Origin of the sequence: Paenibacillus sp. YIM B09110 (assembly GCF_037167145.1) — a bacterium.
Taxonomy (GTDB): domain Bacteria; phylum Bacillota; class Bacilli; order Paenibacillales; family Paenibacillaceae; genus Pristimantibacillus.
Genome location: NZ_JBANSP010000005.1, coordinates 256,855 through 279,318, shown reverse-complemented (window position 1 = coordinate 279,318; position 22,464 = coordinate 256,855). Strand labels below are relative to the sequence as shown.

Genomic DNA, 22,464 nt, shown 5'->3' with positions numbered 1-22,464 from the left:
AATCTCACTAAATGGGGCTGATATAAGCAGATCACGGAAAATAGTGAGCCAAACCTCACTCGCCGTGAAGCTAGGTTCATGGGGAATGAGGTTTAACTCACTATTAGGCTCGCTACACGCGAAAGCAGGGAGAAATAGTGAGGATGGGCTCATAGCAAGTGAGATTAGACTTACTATTTCACACTAGTCCTGCTAGTTGCGGCGAAGCGAAGATGGGGACACGTTCTTGTTGCGCTTGAACGTGCGGCTGAAGTAGTAGATATCGCTGAAGCCGGTCGCTGCCGCAATCTCGGACACGGTAAGCGACGTATGGCGCAGCAGATGGTCGGCTTGGTTCAATCGAGTAGCGGTCACATATTCGGTGACCGTTTTACCGCTAAGCTCTTTGAATAAGCGGCTGAAGTGATAGCGGCTGAGCCCTGCCATGGCGGAGAGCTGCTTTACGGTCAGCGTTTCCTGGTAATTGTCGTCGATGTAGCTGAAGATCGGAGCGAACCGCTCTATGTTCTTCAAGCGCTCGTCGGATTCGTTCTCGGTCAGCACCGTGGCGACATGGCTGCGAAGCAGCAGCGTCAGCAGCCGGTACAGCTCGGACTTGATCGCCAGCTCGTAGCCGAATTCATGATGCTCAAGCTCATCGATAATCGCAAGCATGCAGGCCGAAGCCTTCTTGTCGCCGCGGATATGATTGTGCAGCAGAAGCCTGTTCTGGATGATCGGGGTGATGAACTTCGTTTCGGCGTCGTCGACGGACTGGCTGTGCAGCAGCGAAGCATCGGCGATGAGAGCATAGTAGAACAAATGGTCAGACTTGCTGATCCCGGAGTGCAGTTCGTTGCTATTGACGACAATGAGGTCGCCTTCGGCAGCGTGAATGGCCGTCCCGCCGCATTCAATGATTGCTTCGCCCGATACAAAATAAAGAAACTCCAAATGCTCATGCCAATGGCTCGAAAACAGCGTTTCGCCATTTTCGTTGAACGTCGTTCGATGCACCTTGATTGGAAAATGGGGGTTCGGCATGTCCATAGGCTCTCGCAGCGATTCGAAAAGATCCGTCAAGGTTTCATTCCACTCCCTCATGATTATGTAGATAATGCCTGCAGTTATATCGGCAGCACGATTGTACAAAAAAACCGCACACGCTTGCATTGGTGAACTGCTATTTTTTCATTATAATACGAAATTATAAGCTAGTCATACTACACAACAATTAGAGGAGAGATTGGCAATGAAAGCGGTCAAAATTGGAGTTATCGGAACAGGCTCTATCTCATCATGTCATCTTCAATCTTATCAAAATAATCCAAACGCCGAGCTTTACGCGGTATGTGATCTGAACGAGGAGCGTGCACAGAAGGCTGCCGACAAATACGGCGCATCCAAAGTGTACACGGACTATCGCGAGCTGCTTGCCGATCCTGCGATTGAAGCGGTCAGCATCTGTACGTGGAACAACACGCATGCTGAGATCAGCATCGCAGCGCTTAATGCCGGCAAGCATGTGCTCGTTGAGAAGCCGCTCTGCCGCACGGTAGAAGACGCGCTTCTTGTCCAGGAGGCAGTTGCTTCGTCCGGCAAGCTGCTGCAGGTCGGCTTCGTCCGCCGCTACGACTCCAATGCGCAATTGCTGCGCTCGATGGTCGATAAAGGCGAGTTCGGCGAGCTGTATTATGCGAAAGCGACAACAATCAGACGTCTCGGTAACCCAGGGGGCTGGTTCGCGGACAAGGAACGCTCCGGCGGCGGCCCGCTGATCGACATCGGCGTCCATGTCATCGACCTTTGCTGGTACATGATGGGCAGACCGAAAGCTGTATCTGTCAGCGCCAATACGTATCGTAAGCTGGGCAACCGCTCCAACGTGAAGAACCTGAGCTTCTACAAAGCGGCTGACTATGATCCGACGCAAAACACGGTGGAAGATCTCGCGAATGCGCTTATCCGCTTCGAGAATGGCGCTTCGCTGCTTGTTGATGTCAGCTTCACGCTTCATGCGAAGGACAATGAAGGCGCAGTTAAGCTGTATGGCGACAAAGGCGGATTCGAGATCGATCCGGAGATGGTGATCGTTACCGAGAAGGACGATACGATTCTGAACATTTACCCGCAAACCGATCACAAAGGATTCAACTTCGATAGCGCGTTCCAAAACGAAATCAATCATTTCATCGATTGCGTGCAGCAAGGTAAAACCCCGATCAGCCCGGTTGAAGACGGCGTTGAAATTATGAAAATTTTGTGCGGCATCTACGAATCCGCAGCAAAAGGTGCGGAGGTTCGTCTATGAAGTTAGGAATTAGCACGTACAGTTTATACCAAGCGCTGGGCTCCGGTGCAATGTCGGTCACGGACGTGATCGATTATGTCGCCGATCTGGGAGCGGAGCATGTCGAGATCGTCCCTCTTGGCTTCGATCTGACCAATAATCCAGAGCTGGTCGATACGATCCGCAATCATGCGGAGTCACGCGGCATTGAGCTTTCCAACTACGCGATCGGCGCGAACTTCGCCGATCTGGACGACGAGGCATTCGCGGCCGAGGTGGAACGCGTGAAGCGCGAGGTGGATATCGCGGCTGCCCTCGGCGTGAAGCGGATGCGTCATGATGTCGCTTCGTCGCCCGACACTTCGATCGGACACTTCCTGCAGCAGCTTCCGCTTCTAACAGAAGCTTGCCGCCAAGTTGCCGACTATGCGTTACAATACGGCATCACAACAAGCGTTGAGAATCATGGCTATTTCATTCAACATAGCGACCGCGTGAAGGCGCTCGTGCAAGCGGTTGACCGTCCGAACTTCAAGACGACGCTTGATGTCGGCAACTTCCTATGCGTGGACGAGAATCCCGTTGTAGCGGTAGCGAGCAATATCGGCCTCGCATCGATGCTGCATGTGAAGGACTTCTATTACCGTCCCGCGTCTTACTCGGCGAGAGACGGCTGGTTCGGAACGTCCGGCGGCAATTGGCTGCGCGGCGCCATCTCCGGTCACGGCGATATTGATATTCCGCAGGCGCTACGCAAAGTGAAGGAAGCCGGTTATGATGGTTATATATCTATTGAGTTCGAGGGTATGGAAGAGTGTCGTCTTGGCACAAAACTCGGCTTCGAATATGTGAAGCGAATATGGAACGAGCTTTAATCCAATGAATAGCGAGGAGGAATCTTAATGGCTGCACCAATTATGACGAATAAAATTGGCGTTATCGTCGACAGCTTCCAGCTTGGCGTTAAGGAGGGCTTGCTTAAGGCGAAGCAGGTGGGAGCAGACGGCGTGCAAATGTATGCCGTATCGGGCGAGCTTGATCCTGCCAATCTATCTCCAGCTGCAAGACGCGAATGGCGTGCTTATATCGATTCGCTTGGCCTTGACGTATCGGCATTGGTCGGTGATCTTGGCGGCCACGGCTTCCAAGACCCGGCGGCGAATCCGGCGAAGATAGAGAAGTCGAAGCGTATTATGGAGCTGGCGCTGGAGTTCGGTACGAACATCGTGACCACTCATATCGGCATCGTACCTGATGATACGAACAGCCGCATCTACGAAACGATGCATAAGGCTTGTGTAGAGCTAAGCGAGTATGCCAATAGTATGAACAGCCATTTCGCTATTGAGACAGGTCCTGAGACGTCCGCGCAATTGAAGTCGTTCCTTGACAGTCTTGGTTCGAGAGGCGTTGCGGTCAACTTCGATCCTGCCAACATGGTCATGGTGACGGGAGACGATCCAGTTCAGGGCGTCTATACGCTTAAAGATTATATCGTGCATACGCATGCGAAGGACGGCGTAAAGCTGGGGGATATCGATCCGCGTGATGTGTACGGGCAATTCGGCTACGAGATGGAGCTCAATCACGAAGAGATCGCGAATATGGCCGAGTCAGGCTCTTCATTCCGCGAAGTTCCGCTCGGCGAGGGCGGAGTGAATTGGGACGGTTATTTGAAGGCGCTGCATGACATTGGATATGGCGGCTATCTGACGATCGAACGAGAGGTTGGCACGAATCCGGAAGCGGACATTAGCAAAGCTGTACAATTTCTCAAGCGCTACAGAGGGTAATAAGATTTTGTTCAAATAAAAGATATTCGGATGGCTTTCGATTGAGGGGCTGACTGAGTATCTTTTTTTTTGCTCAAATACTTTTTGGAAGAACGATAGCGTAAATGCCGTTGAATCTTGTAAAATAGTGTCAAACAGATAGAAAGAACGGGGGATCTTTGTTGAATCGGTTATTAACGAGAATGGTCTTATTTTTCTCAAGCTTGATCGTGTTAGCGGGCGCAATACTAGGTTATACGATTTATGGGTCGGCTTCGGGATTAGTAGAAAGTTCGTTAGGCGCACAGGCGCGGCTCGTAGCCGAGAGTGCGGCCCGTCTTGTCGATCCTGACGCCTATGCCGCCCTTAGTGCCGAGTCGGGTGAAACGGATTATTATTTCGAGCTTCGCGAGAAGATGAATGCGCTTAGAGAGACGAACGGACTAAAATATCTGTATACGCTTGCACAAACAGAGGGGGAGAACGGAGACAAGACGTATTATTATGTCGTCGATGGCGCACCGATGGATGTAGCGGACGATGACTTCTCGCCGCTCGGCGAGCCGGAGGATAATCATTATCCGGGTATGGTAAAGGCGTTTGCCGAAGGCAAGACGCAGGTTGGCGAACTGACGAATGATGAGGAATACGGCGCTACGATTACCGCTTATGTGCCGCTCTTGGCGAAGGACGGTACTATGCTCGGCATTGTAGGCGCGGACTTCGATGCCACGAATGTCTATGCTCTTATGGCTGACAATCGCCGGACGACCATCCTAGTGACGATCGGGATTATCGTTGCCGGTATCTTGCTCGTCGTCGTACTGGCCAGCTATTTGACAAGGCCGCTTATTCAATTGACTTCACATGTGGCCAAAGTAAGAGAAGGGGATATGACGGTAGAAATCCCAGTGAATCGCAAGGATGAGATCGGGCATCTGGCAAGCACCTTCCAGCAGCTCGTAACGAATACGCGTACCGTCATTCAGAGTATGCGCGACAGCTCGGAGCGGCTGCTGTCTGTCTCGGAGGACGTATCCAGCCATGCGCGCAGCACGGAGGAAGCAAGCCGCCTTATTTCGGCCAGCATCCATGAGGCGTCTGGCGGCGCCGACATTCAGGTTGTTCGCGCTGCCGACATGACCAAGGCCGTAGAGAGCATGACGCACAGCATGCTTCGCATTACGGAATCGTCGCAGGTCGTGGCGGACGTGGCCAGCGAGACGATGAAGCAGACGACGCGCGGCGGCGAATTGATCGTCGACGTGACGGAAGAGATGAATGAGCTGCATCAGTCTGCGACGAAGATGCTTGCCGCGACGAAGCATCTTGAGAGTCGATCGGGTGAGATCGGCGAGATTACTTCGGTCATGGCCGACATCGCGGCGCAGACGAACCTGCTCGCCTTGAATGCGGCGATTGAGGCTGCCCACGCAGGGGAGAACGGACGGGGATTCGCAGTTGTCGCAGAGCAAGTACGCAAGCTTGCGAATCAATCGCAGGATTTCGCAACGCAAATATCGGTAATGATCAGCGATATTCTTGAGCAGACGACAAGCTTGTCGTCGGATATGGAGACGAACGCGGCTCGCGTCGAGACGGGGCTACAGCTTGTGAAGGACGCAGGCGATGCATTCCGCTTCATCGTGGACGGACTGGAGACGGTGAACGAGCAGCTCCAGGAAGTGTCCGCTGCTTCGGAGGAAGTATCGGCGGAATCGCAGGAAGTTGCGGCCTCCGTCGAAGAGATGGAGCGCATCTCCCGTCAATCGGCGCAGCATTTCGGAGGCATTGCCGACAATTCCGGCAACCAGATCGTATCGATGGAGGAGGTTCGTTCTTCCACGGAATCAATGCGGGTGTTATCCGCTGAATTGACATCGCTTAACAAACGTTTTAGGGTATAATTGAGGCGATCAGTCCTCCGTATCGGGTTTGGATTGTTATTTTTCGGTCATAATTCTGTGTATAAGTATAGGAATAAGATGGACTTAGCGGTATAATGTTGGTTAAATGCAGATCAGGTCGGGTAATGCCTCTCAGTATGGGGCATCAGCCCGGCCTAATATAATGATTAAGGAGTATTCGAAATGACTAAAACGCTTATTTTCGGGCACAAAAACCCAGACACTGACACAATCACTTCGGCGATCGCTTACGCGGAACTGAAAGCAAAATTGGGTAAAGACGTTGAAGCTGTTCGCCTTGGCGAAGTTAACGGCGAAACGCAATACGCTCTGAACTACTTCGGTATCGAAGCACCGCGTCTTGTCGAGAACGTGGCTGACGAAGCGAAAGAAGTTATCTTGGTCGATCATAACGAGCGCCAACAAAGCGCGAATGACATTGATAAAGTACGTGTCGTAGAAGTTATCGATCACCACCGCATCGCTAACTTTGAGACAAGCGCACCGCTTTACTTCCGCGCTGAGCCTGTTGGCTGCACAGCTACAATCCTTAACAAATTGTATAAAGAGAACGGCGTAGCGATCCGCAAGGAAATCGCAGGCCTGATGCTTTCTGCTATCGTATCGGACTCCCTGTTGTTCAAGTCGCCGACTTGCACGGACGAGGACGTTGCGGCAGCTAACGAATTGGCGGCAATCGCTGGCGTTGACCCGCAAGTATATGGTCTTGCTATGTTGAAAGCCGGAGCTGACCTGAGCGACAAGTCGGTAGCGCAATTGATTTCCCTCGATGCGAAAGAATTCGCAATGGGCAGCTACAAAGTGGAGATCGCGCAAGTGAACGCGGTTGACGTGAACGATGTGCTTTCGAAACAAGCAGAAGTTGAAGCGGCTCTGAACGACATTATTGCGTCCAAAGGTCTTGACCTGTTCGTGTTCGTCGTTACAGACATCCTTAACAACGATTCCGTAGCGCTTGCGCTCGGCAACAAAGCTGGTGCGGTTGAGAAAGCTTACAATGTTACGCTTGCTGATAACAAAGCTGTACTTAAAGGCGTAGTATCCCGCAAATCGCAAATCGTTCCTGTGTTGACAGAAACGCTTAGCAACCTGTAATCGTTTCTTTTTTATTAGTGACAGTCCGATGCTTGCTTCGCAAGTATTGGACTGCTTTTCTTTTTTGGATCGTAGACACACCTAGGAGTGGATGAGATGTTCGAAGTAACGGAATATAGCGTGGAGTTATTGAAGGATCCATTCGGTATTTTGACAGGGCAGCGTTATGAGTTCGTGCTTGACTTAGATATCGATGAAGAAGATGAGTTGTATTCGGCGGAGGGCGTCAGTCTTCGCGTGATTTACGTGGTCGATGGGGAGCAGTCGCGTATTGCGAAATACGAGTTTTTGACGCTCACGACCAATACGTATATCGATTTCGAATTGGAAGAGGACGAGCATGCTTGGGTGGAAGCTTACTGCAAAGAATGCTTAGAAAATCCAGGCGAAGAGCAAAAGCAATAAGAGTATATAACGAGGACGTTTCATTCGTTAGCCTTCGGGCGGCAGATGGGGCGTTTTTTTGTGCTTTTTGGAAGGAATCCCACTTGCATTGGAGAATGAGTCAAGTAGCGCTAGTTACGGTATGAGCAGCAGACGATGGAGCCAGGCAGCCATGCGCAATTTTGAGCGAGGCAGGAGAGAGATCGCTATGGATAACGGAATGAAGCATAAGGTAACGAATGAACAATTGTCGCGCTTGATAGAGAGAACCTTCGGCGTTAACACTTTGCAAGTGGAGGAGCTATCGGACGGCTGGGCCAATACGGCTTACAGTATTGAGCTGTCGAACGGGAAAACGGTTATTATGAAGGTTGCGCCGCTAGCAAGCGTGAAGATGATGAGCTATGAGAAGGGCTTAATGAAGACGGAAGTCGAGACCTTAAGACGGATGAAGGAGCTTGGCGGCATACCGGTGCCTGAGGTGCTAGCTTATGGCGTGGATGACGACATTGTTGGCAGTGATTTTTTTGTCATGGAGAAGCTGGAGGGAACAACTTATAACAAGCTGAAGGAAGGCATGTCTGAGGCGGAGCGTTATAGGATTGAGTTCGAGCTTGGACAATATAATCGGCGGATTAATGAGTTGACGGGCGAATGGTTCGGTTTATATGCGGATGATCAGGAGGGCGAGAGACAGAATCGCTCTTGGCGGGAAACGTTTCATAAGCTGATCCTGGACGTGTTGAAGGACGGGCGTGCTGCGGGATTTGCGTTGCCTATCGCTTATGAGGTGATCGAACAAGAAATCGCTGCCCGCTTGGATTGTCTGGATGAGGTCACAGTGCCGCGTCTGGTCCACTGGGATCTATGGTCTGGCAATGTGTTCGTTCAGGATGGACGAATTACCGGCATTATCGATTTTGAACGGGCGTTATGGGGCGACCCGCTGATGGAGGTTTACTTTGGCCGCCTCAATCTATCTGAAGCTTTCCTGAAAGGGTATGGAAAGGACGGACTGACGGATGCCGAGAACAGCCGGAGAGCCCTGTACAGCCTATATTTGGACCTCATTCTAGCAATCGAATGCGCTTACCGTCTCTATGAAGACACCGGTCATGTGGAGTGGACGAGGAACAACTTCGCGCAGGGCTGGGAGCAATTTTTGAAGTCAACGTAGCTGCCATTACGTGAAGAGGAGAGATGTTGCGTGTTAGCTGTCATACAGAAAGCGGAAGCGGGTTATACGGCTAGATTCGAGCGTTACTGGACGCACTCCACGGAGGAGGTATGGTCCTGGCTGACGGACAACGATAAGCTGCCCATATGGTTTTCTGAGTTGCGGGTTGATGAACTGCGCGAAGGCGGAGTAATCAAGTTCGATATGCAGGACGGAACTTTCGAAGATATGGTTATTACGGAGCTGCGGACGGGCTCTGTGCTGGAGTATACGTGGGATACAGACCGCGTCCGCTTCGAACTATATGAAGATGGCGTTGGCGGGTGTAAGTTGGTTTTTACCGAGATCATAAAGGCGATTACGAACCATACGCCGCGAGATATTGCCGGTTGGGATGTTTGTCTGGATGTGATCGGTATGCTGCTGGACGGTGAAGGAGATGCTGTCACGCCCGAGTTCCGCAAAGGGAAATGGGAAGTCAGGTATGAGCAATACGTCCGGATGTTCGCAGAGCTGAACAATTGATTTAAATGCGTCGAATCGATTGAATGCTCAGGCTCAATATCAAAAAACGCCAGGATCTAAATAGATCCCGGCGTTTTTGTTATGAGCAGCTAGAAAGCTTTATTCGAATTTGTCTAGCATTCTAAGCAATAGAGTGACTGCCTCTGCGCGGCTCGTAAATTTGTTCGGAGCAAACAGGTTGCCAGGATAGCCGTTGATCAATTCATTTTGCTCTGCGATTGCAATGATCTCGATTGCCCAAGGTTGGAAGTCGCTTCGATCTGCAAAATGGCTGGTTGATGCATTATCTTTTGCTTCGAGTCCAAGTGCCCTTACGATCATGGCAACCATTTCCGTACGAGCTATTTCTCTGTTCGGCTGGAAACTTCCGTCTTCATATCCGCTTATAATACCGGCTCTGACCGAAATCGCAATCTCATCTTTCGCCCAATCGCCGATTTGCTCGGCATCGGTAAAGGTGAGCTGCGATTCCGATCCTTGAAGCTTCAAAGCGCGGACTAGCATAACCGCAAATTCAGCTCTAGTAACAGATTGTCCAGGCCGAAAAGTGCCATCCGAATTCCCTTCAATAATGCCTAGAGAAATGGCTTTCTCAATATTGTTCTGCGCCCAATGTCCAAGAACATCCTTCGGCGTTACAGGCGTTGTCGGTTCCGGTTCTTCTGGAGTAGGTGTTGGAGTTGGAGTAGGCGTAGGTGTAGGTGTAGTTCCACCGCTATTCCCATTCCCATTTCCGTTCTCGTTCCCGTTCGAATTCGAGTCTCCGGACGCTTTCGCCCTTTTGACAATTATGGTGTATGTCTTAGTTGTGCCGTCTTCGGCCGTTACGATCACTGTTACGGTATTATTGCCGACAGTGAGCTTCTCGCCGCCTGACAAGGTCACCGTTGCTCTTGCGTCTACAAGCTGGTAGGAAATATTGGCTACGGTCGTGCTGTGCGTAACCTGCAAGTTATATTTTATTTTGTCCGCTGCGAAGTTTGGTACAGCTTTTCCATTGACCTTCAGGTTAAGCAGATCGGCATTTGATGAAAGCGCGGCGCTCGCTCTGTTAACGGTGATCTGGTAATGCCTTTCTGCAGCATCGGGACCCGCTACATCTACTCTCACCAAATTATCACCAACCTCGAGATTGTCGCCTCCGGTGATCGTGACGATTGCTCTCGAATCTGCAAGCGTATAGGTGATTTCGGTTACTGTCGTGCTGTTAGGTACATTGACTGTATACATTAATTGATCGGTGGCAAAGCCCTCAATGGACGTGCCGTTAACCTTCAGATCAAGCAGGTCTGCGCCCGTAGGACGGTTTACTGTAATCGTAGTTGCTGCATGGAAGCCGCCTTCTGCTGTTGTAGCGGTGATCGTAGCGGTGCCAGCTGTGATTGCGGTAACAAATGCTTTGCCCGCTATTACTTCTACGGTTGCAACTTCAGCATCGCTTGTTGTCCAAACTACATTTTGATTGGTCGCATTGGAAGGAAGTACAGCTGCACTTAGCTCTGCCTTCTGGCCTTCAAGCAGGTCAAGCTGCTCGCTGCCCATATCGATGCCGGTAACAGGTACTTCCAGCTCTTCTTGAGCGTCATACTGGAAGTTGGGAAGCGACTCTTTCCCTAGTGAATCGGAAACCATAGCTTGAGAAAGCAGTAGTTCCGGGTTCGAACCGCTAGCTTCAACTTGTAAGTTAACGATCGGAGCATCCGGTTCAATAGCAGTAACGGACGAGAGAATGATTCTTGTGTTGCCGTTATCGGTTTCATTGCGCAGTACCGTTATGCCCTCTTGCGCAGGTTCGATTGCTGTAATCGCAAGCTCGGAGCTTGTAAGCTCTAGGTCAATTGCTTTGGTGTCCACGGCAAGTGCGTCCAGCGAAACAGCATAGCTTTGTACTTCTTTACTCGTCCGATCGATCATTTTCGTAAGCATTAGATTGGAAGCATCTGCTTTGTTCTGATCCTGTTGCGGAACGAACATGCCGGTAATGACTTTCGAATCGCCGATCGGTTTCTCCACACCGAGTGCGGTTAGAATGGTGGCAGCAAGATCCTTCGTCGCTCCGCCTTGGAGCAACTTTTCTTTACCCGAGTCATTAGCCACTGTGCGGCCGTTGGCAGCAAAGAAAATGGTTTTGGACAGCGGAGATTCAATAGCGTGATCGTATTGGTTGCCGCCTAATGTGTGATCGTCGTTTTCTACAGCGCCACCGTGGTCGGGAAGCATGACAATCAGTGTATCATCCAACAGATCATTAATTTTTAGCGAATTGTAGATTGAAGCTACATTTTTGTCTGTTTTGGTCCATTGCTCATAATATTTTTTGGTATAAAATCCGTAAGAATGCCCAGCATGATCGACGTCATCGAATTGGAAAAAAATGAGCGATGTATCTTTCGCTTTGCCGCTGGCTGCATATTCAGCGAAAGCTTCCACATTAGCTTCATCGTTAATAGAAGTGCCCTCAACGCCGACCGAAGGCTCGATATGGCCGTTGATGACGTTGTTCCACGTAGCGAAAGCCGCTTGTTTCGTCCCCGGAAGCGCTTCTCTCAATTTTTTGAAAACAGTAGGATAAGAGGAAGTTTCGCTGTAAGTATAATTGCCGCTTTCGTAATTGCCGATCTTATGCTTGCTGTAGTCGACGCCGGTCATCATAGAACCCCAGTTGGGAGATGATACGGTAGGAATCGTCGTTTGAGCCGTATAGCTGGCAGCTCCGTTTTCAATTAGGCTTCGAATCGTCGGAATCGATAGACGCGCTCCGACCTCTTCTTTGACAGAGGTGAACGTTTCCCAATAAGGGGCAGTTGGAGTAACCGATACGCCACCTCCGTCAATTCCAATAACAACAACACGTTTGTAAGGTTGATACGTTGCTTTGTCTGCAATAGCTTGAGCGCTGTCTTGGTCGCTGTCCCCTGCAAGGGCGACATCGCCGATCGTAACGTATCCGTCTTCGTTCAAATCCTCTGTATCCTTCGGGTGGATCTGGATGAGGGACGGCTGTGTGTTAAACGATTCAATTACGAGCGGAGTCGTGCCGTTCAAAAATTCCGCTTTGCTGATCTCGAACTCGCCTTGCCCTTCAGCTGCTTTGGTCACAAATTTGATCTCGGAAACGGTAGCATTTTTGAATTCCAGCGGGTTCGTCTGGTTGTAAACCTTGCCTGCAGTTAACTGCAGCTTGACTACCCCAGGCACGGAAGCATCAGCATCAATGGCGTTAGTCGCACTGTCAAATTCGAATAGATCGCTGTCATAGGCAAGCTCGACATTCACTTTATCGATTCTTGTACTCATAGCAGGGGTACGAAGGTCCAAGAGATAACGGAAAGTAGATCCTTGCACCGCATGCTGCGCTCCTTTCAAAATCATAGTGCCGTTGAATGGATCAAGCGCGACAGGAGGAGCCGAATTATAGATTTCCGCAACCTCAATGCTTGTAACGGCGCGCCGTAATATTTGCACATCGTCCAGCGATACGTCTAAGTTGGAGGCGTAATTGCCGGTACCGTCATTTCCGAGCATCGTGCTGAGGCCTGCATCGATTGTTCCTTTTAGCCCTTGAATATCCATCGTGCTTGGAATGCTGTTGTAGTTATTTCCTCGAACTTTGGTGACATTAACGGGGCTTCCATCTTTATAAAAGTCGACTCGACCGCTTGTCCGATCATGTGAAATAACAATATGATGCCAACTGCCATCAGCGACGTTAGGAATATCCGCGTCAAGTCGGCTTTCGCCAGCTGTTCTGTAATTCCAGCTCAATGTACTGTTTTTGAGGACAATGGCATAGCCGGTATTGCCGCCGGTGCTCCAGTTCTTGTTAGCGATAACGGCTGGGTCGGATGTAAGGCCGGGCGATTTGATCCAAAATGACAAGGAGAAGTTATCACTTGTGCCAAATTGGAGAGCGGATGGATTTCCCAAATTAACGTATTGTTTGATGGAATCTGTTTTTTTGAGATTGATCGCTTTTCCGTTTCGACCCGTAACGTAAGTTGGATTACCGACCGCTGTAGCAGTAAGTGGGCTGAACGAGTTGTCTGTCAGATTGTTCTCGAATGGCATGTTCAAAACGAAATCTGAATTTGGAATTGCGGCGTGCGCTGTCTGCAAATAGGATTGCGGCAGGTAGGGAAGGGTTGGCACTGTGAATGTAACTGCAGCGACTAGAGTAGCGGCAAGCAGCTTTTTTAGTGGTGCTTTCAAAACAAGATCACTCCTCGAAAACGTTATGGTTATCTAGAGTGATCATAGAGATGTTTTGTTAACTTAAGATTAAAAACACATTAAGATATTGTTTATTGTTGATATTTATTGGTTTTAGTTTGTTTTTAAGTAAGAAGCATCGAAATACTTATAGTGTCTAAGCATTGAAGCACCACTAGTGGGATGATTGGGGGGAATAGGGAGTATATGTTTTCAGGTTTGGAACCAAACTTTCTCATGTGGAAACAACTAGGCGCATAAAATGACAAAAAGAGCTCAAGGTGATTAGGTTTATGCTTACGAGGTGTGTTTGTCCCAGCAAACACTAAGCTTATGCTTACGAGGTGTGTTTGCTTCGCAAACACTAAGCTTATGCTTACGAAGTATGTTTGCTATGCAAACATTTGAGGAGAGTGGGAGATGAACAGGGCACATAATGGGATTGAACTGGCAGAGCGCTACGGAGCCCGCAATTATCACCCTTTACCGATTGTCATCAGCAGCGCGGAAGGCGTGTGGGTACAGGATACGAGCGGCGCTCGCTACTTGGATATGCTTAGCGCCTACTCTGCTCTGAACCAAGGCCATCGCCATCCGCGGATCATTGCGGCTCTGAAGGAGCAAGCCGATAAAGTCACGATCACTTCAAGGGCGTTCCATAACGAAACGCTCGGTTTATTTTATGAGAAGCTTGCCGCTTATACGGGCAAAGAGCGCATTCTGCCGATGAACACAGGGGCTGAGGCTGTGGAAACGGCGGTGAAGGCGGCTAGACGCTACGCCTATGATGTGAGAGGCATTGCCGACTCGAAGGCGGAAATTATCGTCTTCGAAGGCAACTTCCACGGAAGAACGCTGACGGCAACCTCATTCTCGTCAACGCCGGAGTACCAGCGAGCGTTCGGGCCTTTCACCCCCGGCTTCCGAATCGTTCCTTACGGCGACCTGGATGCGCTAGCCGCTGCCGTAGGAGAGAATACGGCGGCTGTGCTCATCGAGCCGATCCAAGGCGAGGCGGGGATTCGAATCCCGCCGGCCGGCTACTTGCGGCATGCCGCGAGGTTATGCGCGGAGCATGGCGCGCTGCTGATCGCCGACGAGATCCAGACGGGCTTCGGCAGAACCGGGCAACGGTTCGCCTGCGACTGGGAGCAAGTCGTGCCGGACATTTATGTGCTCGGCAAAGCGCTAGGCGGCGGCGTGACGCCAATCTCTGCAATCGCAGCGGATGCGGCGATTATGGATGTGTTCGAGCCCGGCTCGCATGGCTCGACGTTCGGCGGTAATCCGCTCAGCTGCGCAGTCGCAACCGCGGCAATCAGCGTCATCGAGGAGGAGAAGCTTGCCGATCGTTCAGCCGAGCTTGGCGATTATATGCTGCAGCAGCTGAGCAGCCTGTCCCACCCGGACATTAAGGATATTAGAGGACGGGGGCTGTTTATAGGCATCGAGCTTCACACATCCGCGCGTCCTTATTGCGAGAAGCTGATGCAGCTGGGCTTGTTATGCAAGGAGACGCATGACTCGGTGATTCGCCTTGCTCCGCCGCTCATCATTACCGAAGCTGAGCTGAATTATGCGATTGAAAGATTGAAATCCGTATTTGTAAACGATTCTCGGTCCGAGGCGGGAGGTGACGAAGCGTCATGACGCTGTCCCGCGTTGCCATTATTAAAGCTCCGTTCGATCTAGGCGCTGGCACGAGAGGGGCATCGTTCGGCCCTGATTGTCTGCTGCAGGAGGGGGGACTAACCGAGAAGCTGAATTCGCTCTCGATTCCGTATGAAATCGCCGCAGAGGTCGTCGCGAGCATGGCCCCGGATGCATTCGACCCGGCTCAGCTACCGCCTAATATGAAGCACACGGCCGAAGTGTATGCGATGAGCGACAGCCTTGCGGGGCAGGTGTCGGCCGCTGTCGCAAGCGGCGCGTTCCCGTTAGTGCTTGGGGGCGATCATAGTATCGCGATCGGCACGATTGCCGGGCTAGCCGAGCATTACGCCAATATGGGCGTAATCTGGTTCGATGCCCACTCGGACATGAACACGGAGCATACGAGTCCGTCGGGCAATATCCACGGGATGTCGCTTGGCATCAGCTTAGGGAGAGGGTTCGATCCGCTTACGAAGCTTAGGGGCATCTGTCCGAAAATAAAACCGGAGCATGTCGCGATCGTCGGGGCCAGATCGCTTGATCCGGACGAGAAGCAGTTCATACGGTCGCTTGGCATCGCATGTTATACGATGCATGATATTGACCGGATGGGCATTGCCAGAGTAATGGATGAAGTCATCCGCCGCATGCAGCGCGAGACGGACGGCGTGCATATCAGCTTTGACATCGACAGCGTAGATCCGAGAGAAGCGCCCGGAACGGGTACTCCGGTCAAGGGGGGCTTAAGCTACCGGGAAGCGCATCTGGCGATGGAGCTGCTGTACCAAGCAGGGATCGCAACATCGGCCGAGCTGGTCGAGGTGAATCCGAGCCTTGATCAAGGGCTCAAAACAGCAACGCTTGCAGTAGAATTAATCGGATCCTTACTCGGTGATCAGATTTTGTAAGAAGATTAGATTCTGTCCAGCAAGGGGGAAATGCTGATGCGGGAGCCTTATCAGAACGAACCGTTTACCGATTTCACAATTAGCGACCGAATTGACGAATTTCAAGAGGCGCTCCGCAAAGTAGAGTCGGAGCTAGGCAAGGAATATTTGATTAAGATCGGTGCCGACCGGATCGAGACGACTACGAAGCGTCGTTCGATCAATCCGTCCCAGACGACCCAGCTCGTCGGCATCGTATCGCAGGCCGATCAAGCACTTGCTCATAAAGCCATTCTCGCGGCGGCGGCGGCGTTCGATAACTGGAAACGCGTCGCGCCTTCGACCCGTTCGAGAATGCTCTACAAAGCAGCCGCCAGCTTGCGCCGCCGCAAGCACGAGTTCTCCGCATGGCTTGTCTATGAGGCGGGCAAAAGCTGGGCCGAGGCGGATGCGGATACGGCAGAAACGATCGACTTCATGGAATATTACGGCCGTGAGATGGAGCGGCTGTCGGAACGGCAACCGCTCGTTCCGTATCCTGGGGAGGATAATGAGGTTTTCTATATACCGTTAGGCGTGGGCGTTATTATCCCGCCGTGGAATTTTCCGCTGGCGATTATGGCCGGCATGACGATGGCGGCGATCGTGGCCGGCAACACGGTCGTATTGAAGCCGGCGAGCGCAACGGCAGTCGTTGCGGCGAAGTTCATTGAGCTGCTGGAGGAAGCGGGACTTCCGGACGGAGTCGTTAATTTTTTGCCGGGATCAGGCACGGAAATTGGCGATTACTTGGTGGAGCATCCGCTGACCAGATTTATTTGCTTCACCGGCTCGCGCGAGGTCGGGCTGCGCATTAATGAAAGGGCGGCAACCGTGCAGCAGGATCAGAAGTGGATTAAGCGTGTCGTCGCCGAGATGGGCGGTAAGGATACGATCATCGTCGACGAGGACTGCGATCTCGACTTGGCGGCGGAGGCTATAACGGTGTCGGCGTTCGGCTATGCCGGGCAGAAATGCTCTGCTTGCTCAAGGGCAGTCGTCCTCGAAGCGGTGTATGATGCGGTCATCGCCAAAGTTATCGAACGGACGAAGCAGCTTAAAGTCGGCAAGGCTAATGAACTTACTTCGCATATTGGACCTGTCATAGACGAGCGGGCTTACTTCAGTATCCTGAAATATATCGAAGTTGGGCGCAGCGAAGGCACTGTTGTCTACGGAGGAAGCAAAGGCGGGAACGGCGGATACTTTATCGAGCCGACGATTATTAAGGATGTTGAGCCGTATGCGCGCATCGCGCAGGAGGAGATATTCGGACCGGTGCTGGCTTTCATCCGTGCCGCCAACTTCGAGGCCGCGATCGATATCGCCAACAATACGGAATACGGGCTGACGGGAGCGATCATCTCCCGCAATCGAAGCAAGCTGGAGCAAGCGCGGGAACAGTTCCATGTCGGCAATCTCTACTTCAACCGCAAATGTACCGGTGCGCTCGTCGGTGTCCAGCCCTTCGGCGGCTTCAATATGTCGGGAACCAATTCGAAGGCGGGAGGACGCGATTACTTGCTGCTGTTCATGCAGTCGAAGGTCGTGACGGAACGGTTCTAGCTGGCGGAATCATACGTTGGCGGTTGCGGTCAGGCTGAGGAGAGTGAGTGAGTGAGGTAAATCTCATGCAGAGTGAGGCTAACCTCACTCTTTATGGAGGTTCTGATGTGTATATAAACAAATAGTGAGGCGAATCTCACTTGCCATGATGGTAGGTTCATGGGTAATGAGGTTTGCCTCACTATTTGGCTTACGCACGCCGAGCCGCCTAAGTCCTAAGTACGCTACACGCGCAGCTTGATCGATTTCTTATATAACGGATACAGCCATTTTACTCCGCTTGGCGTGAGAGAGTCCGCAACGAGATGGGACAAATAGCCGAGCGTGGCAACGACGGCGATCCCTTCTATCTGCAGCTGCTGTTCCAAGCCCCAACCGATCGCAGCCCAGATGAGCGTCGCCCAAACGGTATGCGTCATGCCGCGATGCTTCAGCCAAGGAACCCAAGCGACAAACAAACCGAAGCCGATGAGCCAATTCATCTGATAGGTGAAGCCGACATACATCAGGATACAGCCGACTACACTCACAAGCGCGTTACGGATGGCGCCTTGTTTCATAACGAGGCCGAGCAGAAGCGCAGCAGCGCTGCTTCCAATGAGGATTGGGGAAACGGGATGCCCTGTAAAAAATAAGTAAGCGATAATGCCGATAAACACGACGCCGCCCCATAACATAAGCTCGCGAATGAGCTTCGACAGCTTGCCAAGCTTGCTGCTCAGCATGCTTGTGCCGTCAAGATCGGCAGCTAGCGCTGAGAAGCCCGCAATGCCAATGAATAACGCGGCATGCTGAAGCGTGAACGGATAATAGATAGATGCGGCTCCGCCAATCGCCGCTCCGATGGTTAGATGTGTTTTACCTGTCATAATTCCTCCTGTGACTGACTAGTCGCTGCTTGCTGTTCATAAATGTTCGTGGTTGACGCGTTCATTGCGTACCATCTGCTCCAGCTTCTCTACAATTTGGTCATGCAGCGGATCGCGCTTCAATAAGCCGAAGAACCGCCTGCGCTTTTGCTTTTTGAGAAGCTGCAGCAAATAGAGCTTTTCTTTAAGCGTGAACATAGGTCCACTTCCTTTCGCCTTGCTCGGCTAGGAATAGCCGATTACGCTCAATTATAGAGGAAAGATAAGCCGTAATGGAAGCGGTACACGGTACGAAACGAAACATGGTATAATAGCCTCACGATATGATGGAGCGGGTGGGATGAAAATGGATAATCAATTAGCCGCTGCCTGCGAGGATACATGCGCCGGGACGGAAGCCGATATTGCGGACGTAAAAAGCAAGCTCGTGAGCGACGGGACAGCCGTAGAGCTGGCTGATCTGTTCAAGGCGCTTGGCGACCCTACGCGGGTGAAGATCATTCATGCGCTGCTGCAGTCGGAGCTATGCGTCCATGATTTGACCGAGGTGCTGGAGATGGGGCAGTCCGCGATCTCCCATCAGCTTAGGCTGCTGCGGAATATGCGAATTGTGAAACGCAGAAAAGTAGGGAAAACGGTATTTTACTCGTTGGATGACGATCATGTGGAGCAAGTTTTCACGCTAACGCTACAACATTTAAAGCATGAATAAACAAAGAGGCGGCCCGAAGGTAAGGGGTTTGCCTCTTTTTAGTGTTTAGTGTTTGTTAGTGTGAACGCACCAGGTCGGCAAGTGGGTAAAATTACGAGTGATAATTTTACTTGATTTTTAGTAAAATAACCGTATATTTGTAGGTAGAGAAGTAGAGATGGCTGCGAACTGAACCGAAATGCAGGAAGGAAAGTTAGCATGGCTACCATAAAAGATATTGCACAGCAAGCGAATGTGTCTATCGCAACCGTATCGCGCGTGCTCAATTATGATCCGGGTATATCCGTTACGGATGAGACGCGGAAGCGGATTTTCGAGGTTGCGCAGAAGCTGAACTATAAGACGCTCCGAGAGCGAAACGGAATTGGACAGCCGGCGCCCAAGGAGCGTTACCGGATCGGTCTTGTAAGCTGGTACTCGGAGCAAGAGGAGATGCTTGATCCTTATTACTTGGCGATCCGGCTTGGCGCGGAGAAGGAATGCTTCCAGCGGCAGATCGAGATGGTGAAGCTGTTCGTCCAAGGCGGCGACTCGACCTCTGATTGGTCGGGTGAACCGCTCGACGGTATCGTGGCGATCGGCCGTTTTGAAAAGGACGACCTGGAGCGTTTTCCCGAAGGAATGACGGACATCGTGTTCGTTGATTCGTCGCCGGAGGAGAATCGATTCGATTCGGTTGTTATCGACCTCCGCAAATCAGTATCCGAGGTGCTCGACTATTTGATTGGGTTAGGCCATACGGAAATTGGTTATATTGGCGGGCATAATAAGGTGAACAACAAGCGGGTCCAGGATGAGCGGGAGCTTGCATTCGTAGAGCGGCTAACCGTACAAGGTATATATGATCCGGCATTTGTTTACACCGGCGACAATCTTTATGCCGAAGAAGGCTATAAGCTGATGAAAGCTGCGATTGAAGGCGGCAAGCTGCCGACGGCTTTTTTTATCGAAAACGATTCGATGGCTGTTGGCGCGCTGAGAGCGCTGCACGAGGCCAAGCTGCAAGCTCCGCATGATATCTCGATCGTAGGCTGCAACGACATTCCCATCTCCGCTTATATGCAGCCGCCGCTGACGACCGTTAAGGTGCATATGGAGCATATGGGCGAGACGGCGGTGGAATTGCTTGCGGATCGGATGGCGGGCGGCAGGGATATCGCGAGAAAAATCGTATTGCCTGCCAAGTTGCTGGAGCGGGAGAGCAGCGGTCGTCCGAGGCGGAATGACTAACGTATATCGCATAAGAACGGAGTCGATTACATGCCATTATTGTCAATAGGCCAGAGTGTTCTGCCGGCTGTGCGCAAGCAGAAGGATGTGGAGGCGGTTCTCGCCACTCCTTATACGTATATGGTGCTTCTTGGCGGCCATCTGGGCCAATTGAAGCCGCTCGTTGACCTAGCTGGTCAGCATGGCAAGAAGGTTCTGCTGCACGCCGATCTAATCGATGGACTGAAAAACGATGAGTATGCGGCGGAATTTCTATGCCAATCCATTAGACCGGCGGGTCTGATCTCTACGCGTTCCACCGTCATCGGAAGGACGAAAAAAAACGGACTGATTGCCATACAGCGGCTGTTTCTCATTGATTCGGATGCGATCGAGCACAGCTATACGCTGCTCGAGAAGACGCAGCCCGACTACATTGAGGTGCTGCCGGGCATTATGCCCGATATGATACGCGAGGTTAAGGAGCGAAGCGGGATTCCGATCATTGCCGGCGGGCTTATTCGGACTGCAGGCGACGTATCGAATGCGCTTGCTGCAGGCGCTTCCGCGATTACGACTTCACGCAAGGAGCTTTGGCAAAATTTCAGTACAGGCAATGAACTATAGATACTTCATGGGGAGGAATATCGAATGGACAAATACATGCTGGCGCTCGATCAAGGCACGACGAGCACAAGGGCGCTGCTGGTCGATCACAGCGGCCATATTGTCGATATGGTGCGCGAGGAGCTTCCGCTCGTATACCCGGAGCCCGGCTCCGTTGAAGCCGATGCGTCATTTATATGGGAATCAGCGAAAAAAGTAATTGCAAGCTTGCTTGCGAAGACAGGCATTGCAGTGGGACAGATTGCCGGTATCGGCATTACGAATCAGCGGGAGACAACCGTCGTATGGGATAAGGCGACAGGCGAGCCGATTCATCATGCCATTGTATGGCAATCTCGCCAAACGACGCCGATATGCGAGCAGCTCAAGGCAGACGGCCATGAGCGTGTGTTCCATACGCGGACTGGCTTGCTGATCGACGCCTACTTCTCCGGCACGAAGGTGAAGTGGCTGCTTGATCAAGTGAATGGAGCGAGAGCGCGCGCGGAACGCGGAGAGCTGCTGTTCGGCACAATCGATAGCTGGCTGGTCTGGAAGTTGACAGGCGGAGCAGTGCATGTGACGGATGTGACGAATGCGTCCCGGACGATGGTGTTCAATATACATGAGCGCCGCTGGGACGATGAGCTGCTGCGCATACTGGATATTCCGGCTTCCATGCTGCCTGAGGTTCGCTCCTCCTCGGAAGTTTATGGTCATGTTGCCCCTGAGCTATTCGGAGCGCCAATTCCAATTGCGGGCATGGCTGGGGATCAGCAAGCGGCTTTGTTCGGACAGACGGCGTTCGATAAAGGCTGCACGAAAAATACGTACGGAACAGGCTGCTTCATGCTGATGAACACGGGCGAGCAAGCGATCGTGTCCGATCGCGGCTTGCTTACGACTATCGCATGGGAAGTGGACGGCAAGCTGGAATACGCGCTTGAAGGCAGCGTATTCGTAGCGGGCGCGGCCATCCAATGGCTGCGTGACGGGCTCGAGTTAATTGAATCGGCAAGCGAGACCGAGTCGCTGGCCGAGCAGGTTGAATCGACGGACGGGGTCTACGTCGTACCGGCCTTTGTTGGACTTGGCACGCCGTATTGGAACAGCGATGTTCGCGGTGCGGCATTCGGGCTGACGCGCGGGACGTCGAAGGCTCATTTTGTACGCGCCGTGCTGGAATCGCTCGCATATCAGACAAAGGATGTGCTCTCTGTCATGATCGAGGAGTCGGGCCTTAAGCTGCAAGCGTTGTCCGTCGATGGCGGCGCGATCGGCAACAGCTTGCTCATGCAGTTCCAAAGCGATCTGCTCGGCGTACCGGTGGAGCGTCCGCTCGTGAGCGAGTCGACGGCGCTTGGCGCAGCTTACTTGGCAGGACTCGCTACCGGCTTCTGGAGCAGTAAGGAGGAACTCGCTGCGCTTCGTCAAGTGGAGCGGGTATTCGAACCGAGCATGGAAGACTCGAGAAGACAAGAGCTATACGAGGGCTGGCACCGTGCGGTAAAGGCTGCCATGGCATTTGCCAAGTAATCATGTTATAATAACGACAAGTTAATAA

19 protein-coding genes are annotated in these 22,464 nt (G+C 51.8%); 15 read left to right on the top strand and 4 right to left on the bottom strand.

Annotation, left to right across the window (positions count from 1 at the left end; all coding sequences use genetic code 11):
• Window positions 1–192: 192 nt before the first annotated feature.
• On the bottom strand, window positions 193–1,152 hold the full coding sequence (locus tag V8F51_RS10085; protein WP_442956414.1) for a helix-turn-helix domain-containing protein: 960 nt from the start codon (window positions 1,150–1,152) through the stop codon (window positions 193–195).
• A gap of 79 nt (window positions 1,153–1,231) precedes the next feature.
• On the opposite strand from V8F51_RS10085, the gene V8F51_RS10080 reads away from it, so the two are divergent.
• The 8 genes from V8F51_RS10080 (at window position 1,232) to V8F51_RS10045 (ending at window position 9,150) form a co-directional block, all read left to right on the top strand.
• Entirely contained in the window at window positions 1,232–2,290 is a 1,059-nt protein-coding gene (locus V8F51_RS10080) for a Gfo/Idh/MocA family protein (protein WP_337100069.1), read from the top strand.
• Complete coding sequence (locus V8F51_RS10075) at window positions 2,287–3,144, top strand: sugar phosphate isomerase/epimerase family protein (RefSeq protein WP_337100068.1); 858 nt, start codon at window positions 2,287–2,289, stop codon at window positions 3,142–3,144. The genes V8F51_RS10080 and V8F51_RS10075 overlap by 4 nt, the downstream gene beginning before the upstream one ends.
• A 27-nt stretch (window positions 3,145–3,171) precedes the next feature.
• Window positions 3,172–4,062, top strand: a complete 891-nt coding sequence (locus V8F51_RS10070; RefSeq protein WP_337100067.1) for a sugar phosphate isomerase/epimerase family protein — start codon at window positions 3,172–3,174, stop codon at window positions 4,060–4,062.
• A gap of 161 nt (window positions 4,063–4,223) precedes the next feature.
• Entirely contained in the window at window positions 4,224–5,948 is a 1,725-nt protein-coding gene (locus tag V8F51_RS10065) for a methyl-accepting chemotaxis protein (protein WP_337100066.1), read from the top strand.
• A gap of 183 nt (window positions 5,949–6,131) precedes the next feature.
• On the top strand, window positions 6,132–7,064 hold the full coding sequence (locus V8F51_RS10060; RefSeq protein ID WP_337100065.1) for a manganese-dependent inorganic pyrophosphatase: 933 nt from the start codon (window positions 6,132–6,134) through the stop codon (window positions 7,062–7,064).
• 96 nt (window positions 7,065–7,160) lie between these two features.
• A complete protein-coding gene (locus V8F51_RS10055; protein ID WP_337100064.1) occupies window positions 7,161–7,469 on the top strand; it encodes a DUF6509 family protein in 309 nt (102 codons plus the stop codon).
• A gap of 187 nt (window positions 7,470–7,656) precedes the next feature.
• On the top strand, window positions 7,657–8,625 hold the full coding sequence (locus tag V8F51_RS10050; RefSeq protein WP_337100063.1) for a phosphotransferase family protein: 969 nt from the start codon (window positions 7,657–7,659) through the stop codon (window positions 8,623–8,625).
• 30 nt (window positions 8,626–8,655) lie between these two features.
• Window positions 8,656–9,150 carry an SRPBCC family protein gene (locus V8F51_RS10045; RefSeq protein ID WP_337100062.1) on the top strand — a complete coding sequence of 165 codons (495 nt, stop codon included), beginning with the start codon at window positions 8,656–8,658 and terminating at the stop codon, window positions 9,148–9,150.
• 99 nt (window positions 9,151–9,249) lie between these two features.
• On the opposite strand, the gene V8F51_RS10040 is transcribed toward V8F51_RS10045, so the two are convergent.
• On the bottom strand, window positions 9,250–13,359 hold the full coding sequence (locus V8F51_RS10040; protein WP_337100061.1) for an S-layer homology domain-containing protein: 4,110 nt from the start codon (window positions 13,357–13,359) through the stop codon (window positions 9,250–9,252).
• Between the two features lie 420 nt (window positions 13,360–13,779).
• Here V8F51_RS10040 and V8F51_RS10035 point away from each other — a divergent pair, with 420 nt between their 5' ends.
• From V8F51_RS10035 to pruA, 3 genes are read left to right on the top strand one after another with little or no spacing between them, the layout of a single operon-like run.
• A complete protein-coding gene (locus V8F51_RS10035; protein ID WP_337100060.1) occupies window positions 13,780–15,009 on the top strand; it encodes an ornithine--oxo-acid transaminase in 1,230 nt (409 codons plus the stop codon).
• The gene (gene rocF, locus V8F51_RS10030; RefSeq protein WP_337100059.1) at window positions 15,006–15,920 is read left to right on the top strand and encodes an arginase; all 915 of its coding nucleotides are present in this window, start codon (window positions 15,006–15,008) and stop codon (window positions 15,918–15,920) included. The genes V8F51_RS10035 and rocF overlap by 4 nt, the downstream gene beginning before the upstream one ends.
• Before the next feature lie 36 nt (window positions 15,921–15,956).
• Window positions 15,957–17,504 carry an L-glutamate gamma-semialdehyde dehydrogenase gene (gene pruA, locus V8F51_RS10025; RefSeq protein WP_337100058.1) on the top strand — a complete coding sequence of 516 codons (1,548 nt, stop codon included), beginning with the start codon at window positions 15,957–15,959 and terminating at the stop codon, window positions 17,502–17,504.
• A gap of 224 nt (window positions 17,505–17,728) precedes the next feature.
• Here the strand turns inward: pruA and V8F51_RS10020 are convergent, their stop codons facing one another.
• A complete protein-coding gene (locus V8F51_RS10020) occupies window positions 17,729–18,373 on the bottom strand; it encodes a metal-dependent hydrolase (RefSeq protein ID WP_337100057.1) in 645 nt (214 codons plus the stop codon).
• A 36-nt stretch (window positions 18,374–18,409) separates the two neighbouring features.
• Window positions 18,410–18,571 carry a hypothetical protein gene (locus V8F51_RS10015; protein ID WP_337100056.1) on the bottom strand — a complete coding sequence of 54 codons (162 nt, stop codon included), beginning with the start codon at window positions 18,569–18,571 and terminating at the stop codon, window positions 18,410–18,412.
• A 148-nt stretch (window positions 18,572–18,719) separates the two neighbouring features.
• On the opposite strand from V8F51_RS10015, the gene V8F51_RS10010 reads away from it, so the two are divergent.
• The 4 genes from V8F51_RS10010 to glpK all read left to right on the top strand — a co-directional run bounded on the left by V8F51_RS10010 (window position 18,720) and on the right by glpK (window position 22,436).
• Window positions 18,720–19,085, top strand: coding sequence for an ArsR/SmtB family transcription factor (locus tag V8F51_RS10010; protein WP_337100055.1), 366 nt, complete (start codon window positions 18,720–18,722; stop codon window positions 19,083–19,085).
• 198 nt (window positions 19,086–19,283) lie between these two features.
• The gene (locus V8F51_RS10005) at window positions 19,284–20,315 is read left to right on the top strand and encodes a LacI family DNA-binding transcriptional regulator (protein WP_337100054.1); all 1,032 of its coding nucleotides are present in this window, start codon (window positions 19,284–19,286) and stop codon (window positions 20,313–20,315) included.
• A gap of 30 nt (window positions 20,316–20,345) precedes the next feature.
• Window positions 20,346–20,921 (top strand): glycerol-3-phosphate responsive antiterminator, encoded by a 576-nt coding sequence (locus V8F51_RS10000; protein ID WP_337100053.1) that lies wholly within the window; start codon window positions 20,346–20,348, stop codon window positions 20,919–20,921.
• Window positions 20,922–20,945: 24 nt separating this feature from the next.
• Window positions 20,946–22,436: a glycerol kinase GlpK gene (glpK, locus tag V8F51_RS09995; protein WP_337100052.1), complete on the top strand. Its 1,491-nt coding sequence runs from the start codon at window positions 20,946–20,948 to the stop codon at window positions 22,434–22,436.
• Window positions 22,437–22,464: the final 28 nt, after the last annotated feature.

Coding starts and splice junctions, on each gene's coding strand:
- V8F51_RS10070 (WP_337100067.1), top strand. CDS start 3,172: ATGGCTGCACCAATTATGACGAATAAAATTGGCGTTATCGTCGACAGC.
- V8F51_RS10085 (WP_442956414.1), bottom strand. CDS start 1,152: ATGCAAGCGTGTGCGGTTTTTTTGTACAATCGTGCTGCCGATATAACT.
- V8F51_RS10015 (WP_337100056.1), bottom strand. CDS start 18,571: ATGTTCACGCTTAAAGAAAAGCTCTATTTGCTGCAGCTTCTCAAAAAG.
- V8F51_RS10010 (WP_337100055.1), top strand. CDS start 18,720: ATGGATAATCAATTAGCCGCTGCCTGCGAGGATACATGCGCCGGGACG.
- V8F51_RS10060 (WP_337100065.1), top strand. CDS start 6,132: ATGACTAAAACGCTTATTTTCGGGCACAAAAACCCAGACACTGACACA.
- V8F51_RS10055 (WP_337100064.1), top strand. CDS start 7,161: ATGTTCGAAGTAACGGAATATAGCGTGGAGTTATTGAAGGATCCATTC.
- V8F51_RS10005 (WP_337100054.1), top strand. CDS start 19,284: ATGGCTACCATAAAAGATATTGCACAGCAAGCGAATGTGTCTATCGCA.
- pruA (WP_337100058.1), top strand. CDS start 15,957: ATGCGGGAGCCTTATCAGAACGAACCGTTTACCGATTTCACAATTAGC.
- rocF (WP_337100059.1), top strand. CDS start 15,006: ATGACGCTGTCCCGCGTTGCCATTATTAAAGCTCCGTTCGATCTAGGC.
- glpK (WP_337100052.1), top strand. CDS start 20,946: ATGGACAAATACATGCTGGCGCTCGATCAAGGCACGACGAGCACAAGG.
- V8F51_RS10000 (WP_337100053.1), top strand. CDS start 20,346: ATGCCATTATTGTCAATAGGCCAGAGTGTTCTGCCGGCTGTGCGCAAG.
- V8F51_RS10020 (WP_337100057.1), bottom strand. CDS start 18,373: ATGACAGGTAAAACACATCTAACCATCGGAGCGGCGATTGGCGGAGCC.
- V8F51_RS10050 (WP_337100063.1), top strand. CDS start 7,657: ATGGATAACGGAATGAAGCATAAGGTAACGAATGAACAATTGTCGCGC.
- V8F51_RS10080 (WP_337100069.1), top strand. CDS start 1,232: ATGAAAGCGGTCAAAATTGGAGTTATCGGAACAGGCTCTATCTCATCA.
- V8F51_RS10035 (WP_337100060.1), top strand. CDS start 13,780: ATGAACAGGGCACATAATGGGATTGAACTGGCAGAGCGCTACGGAGCC.
- V8F51_RS10075 (WP_337100068.1), top strand. CDS start 2,287: ATGAAGTTAGGAATTAGCACGTACAGTTTATACCAAGCGCTGGGCTCC.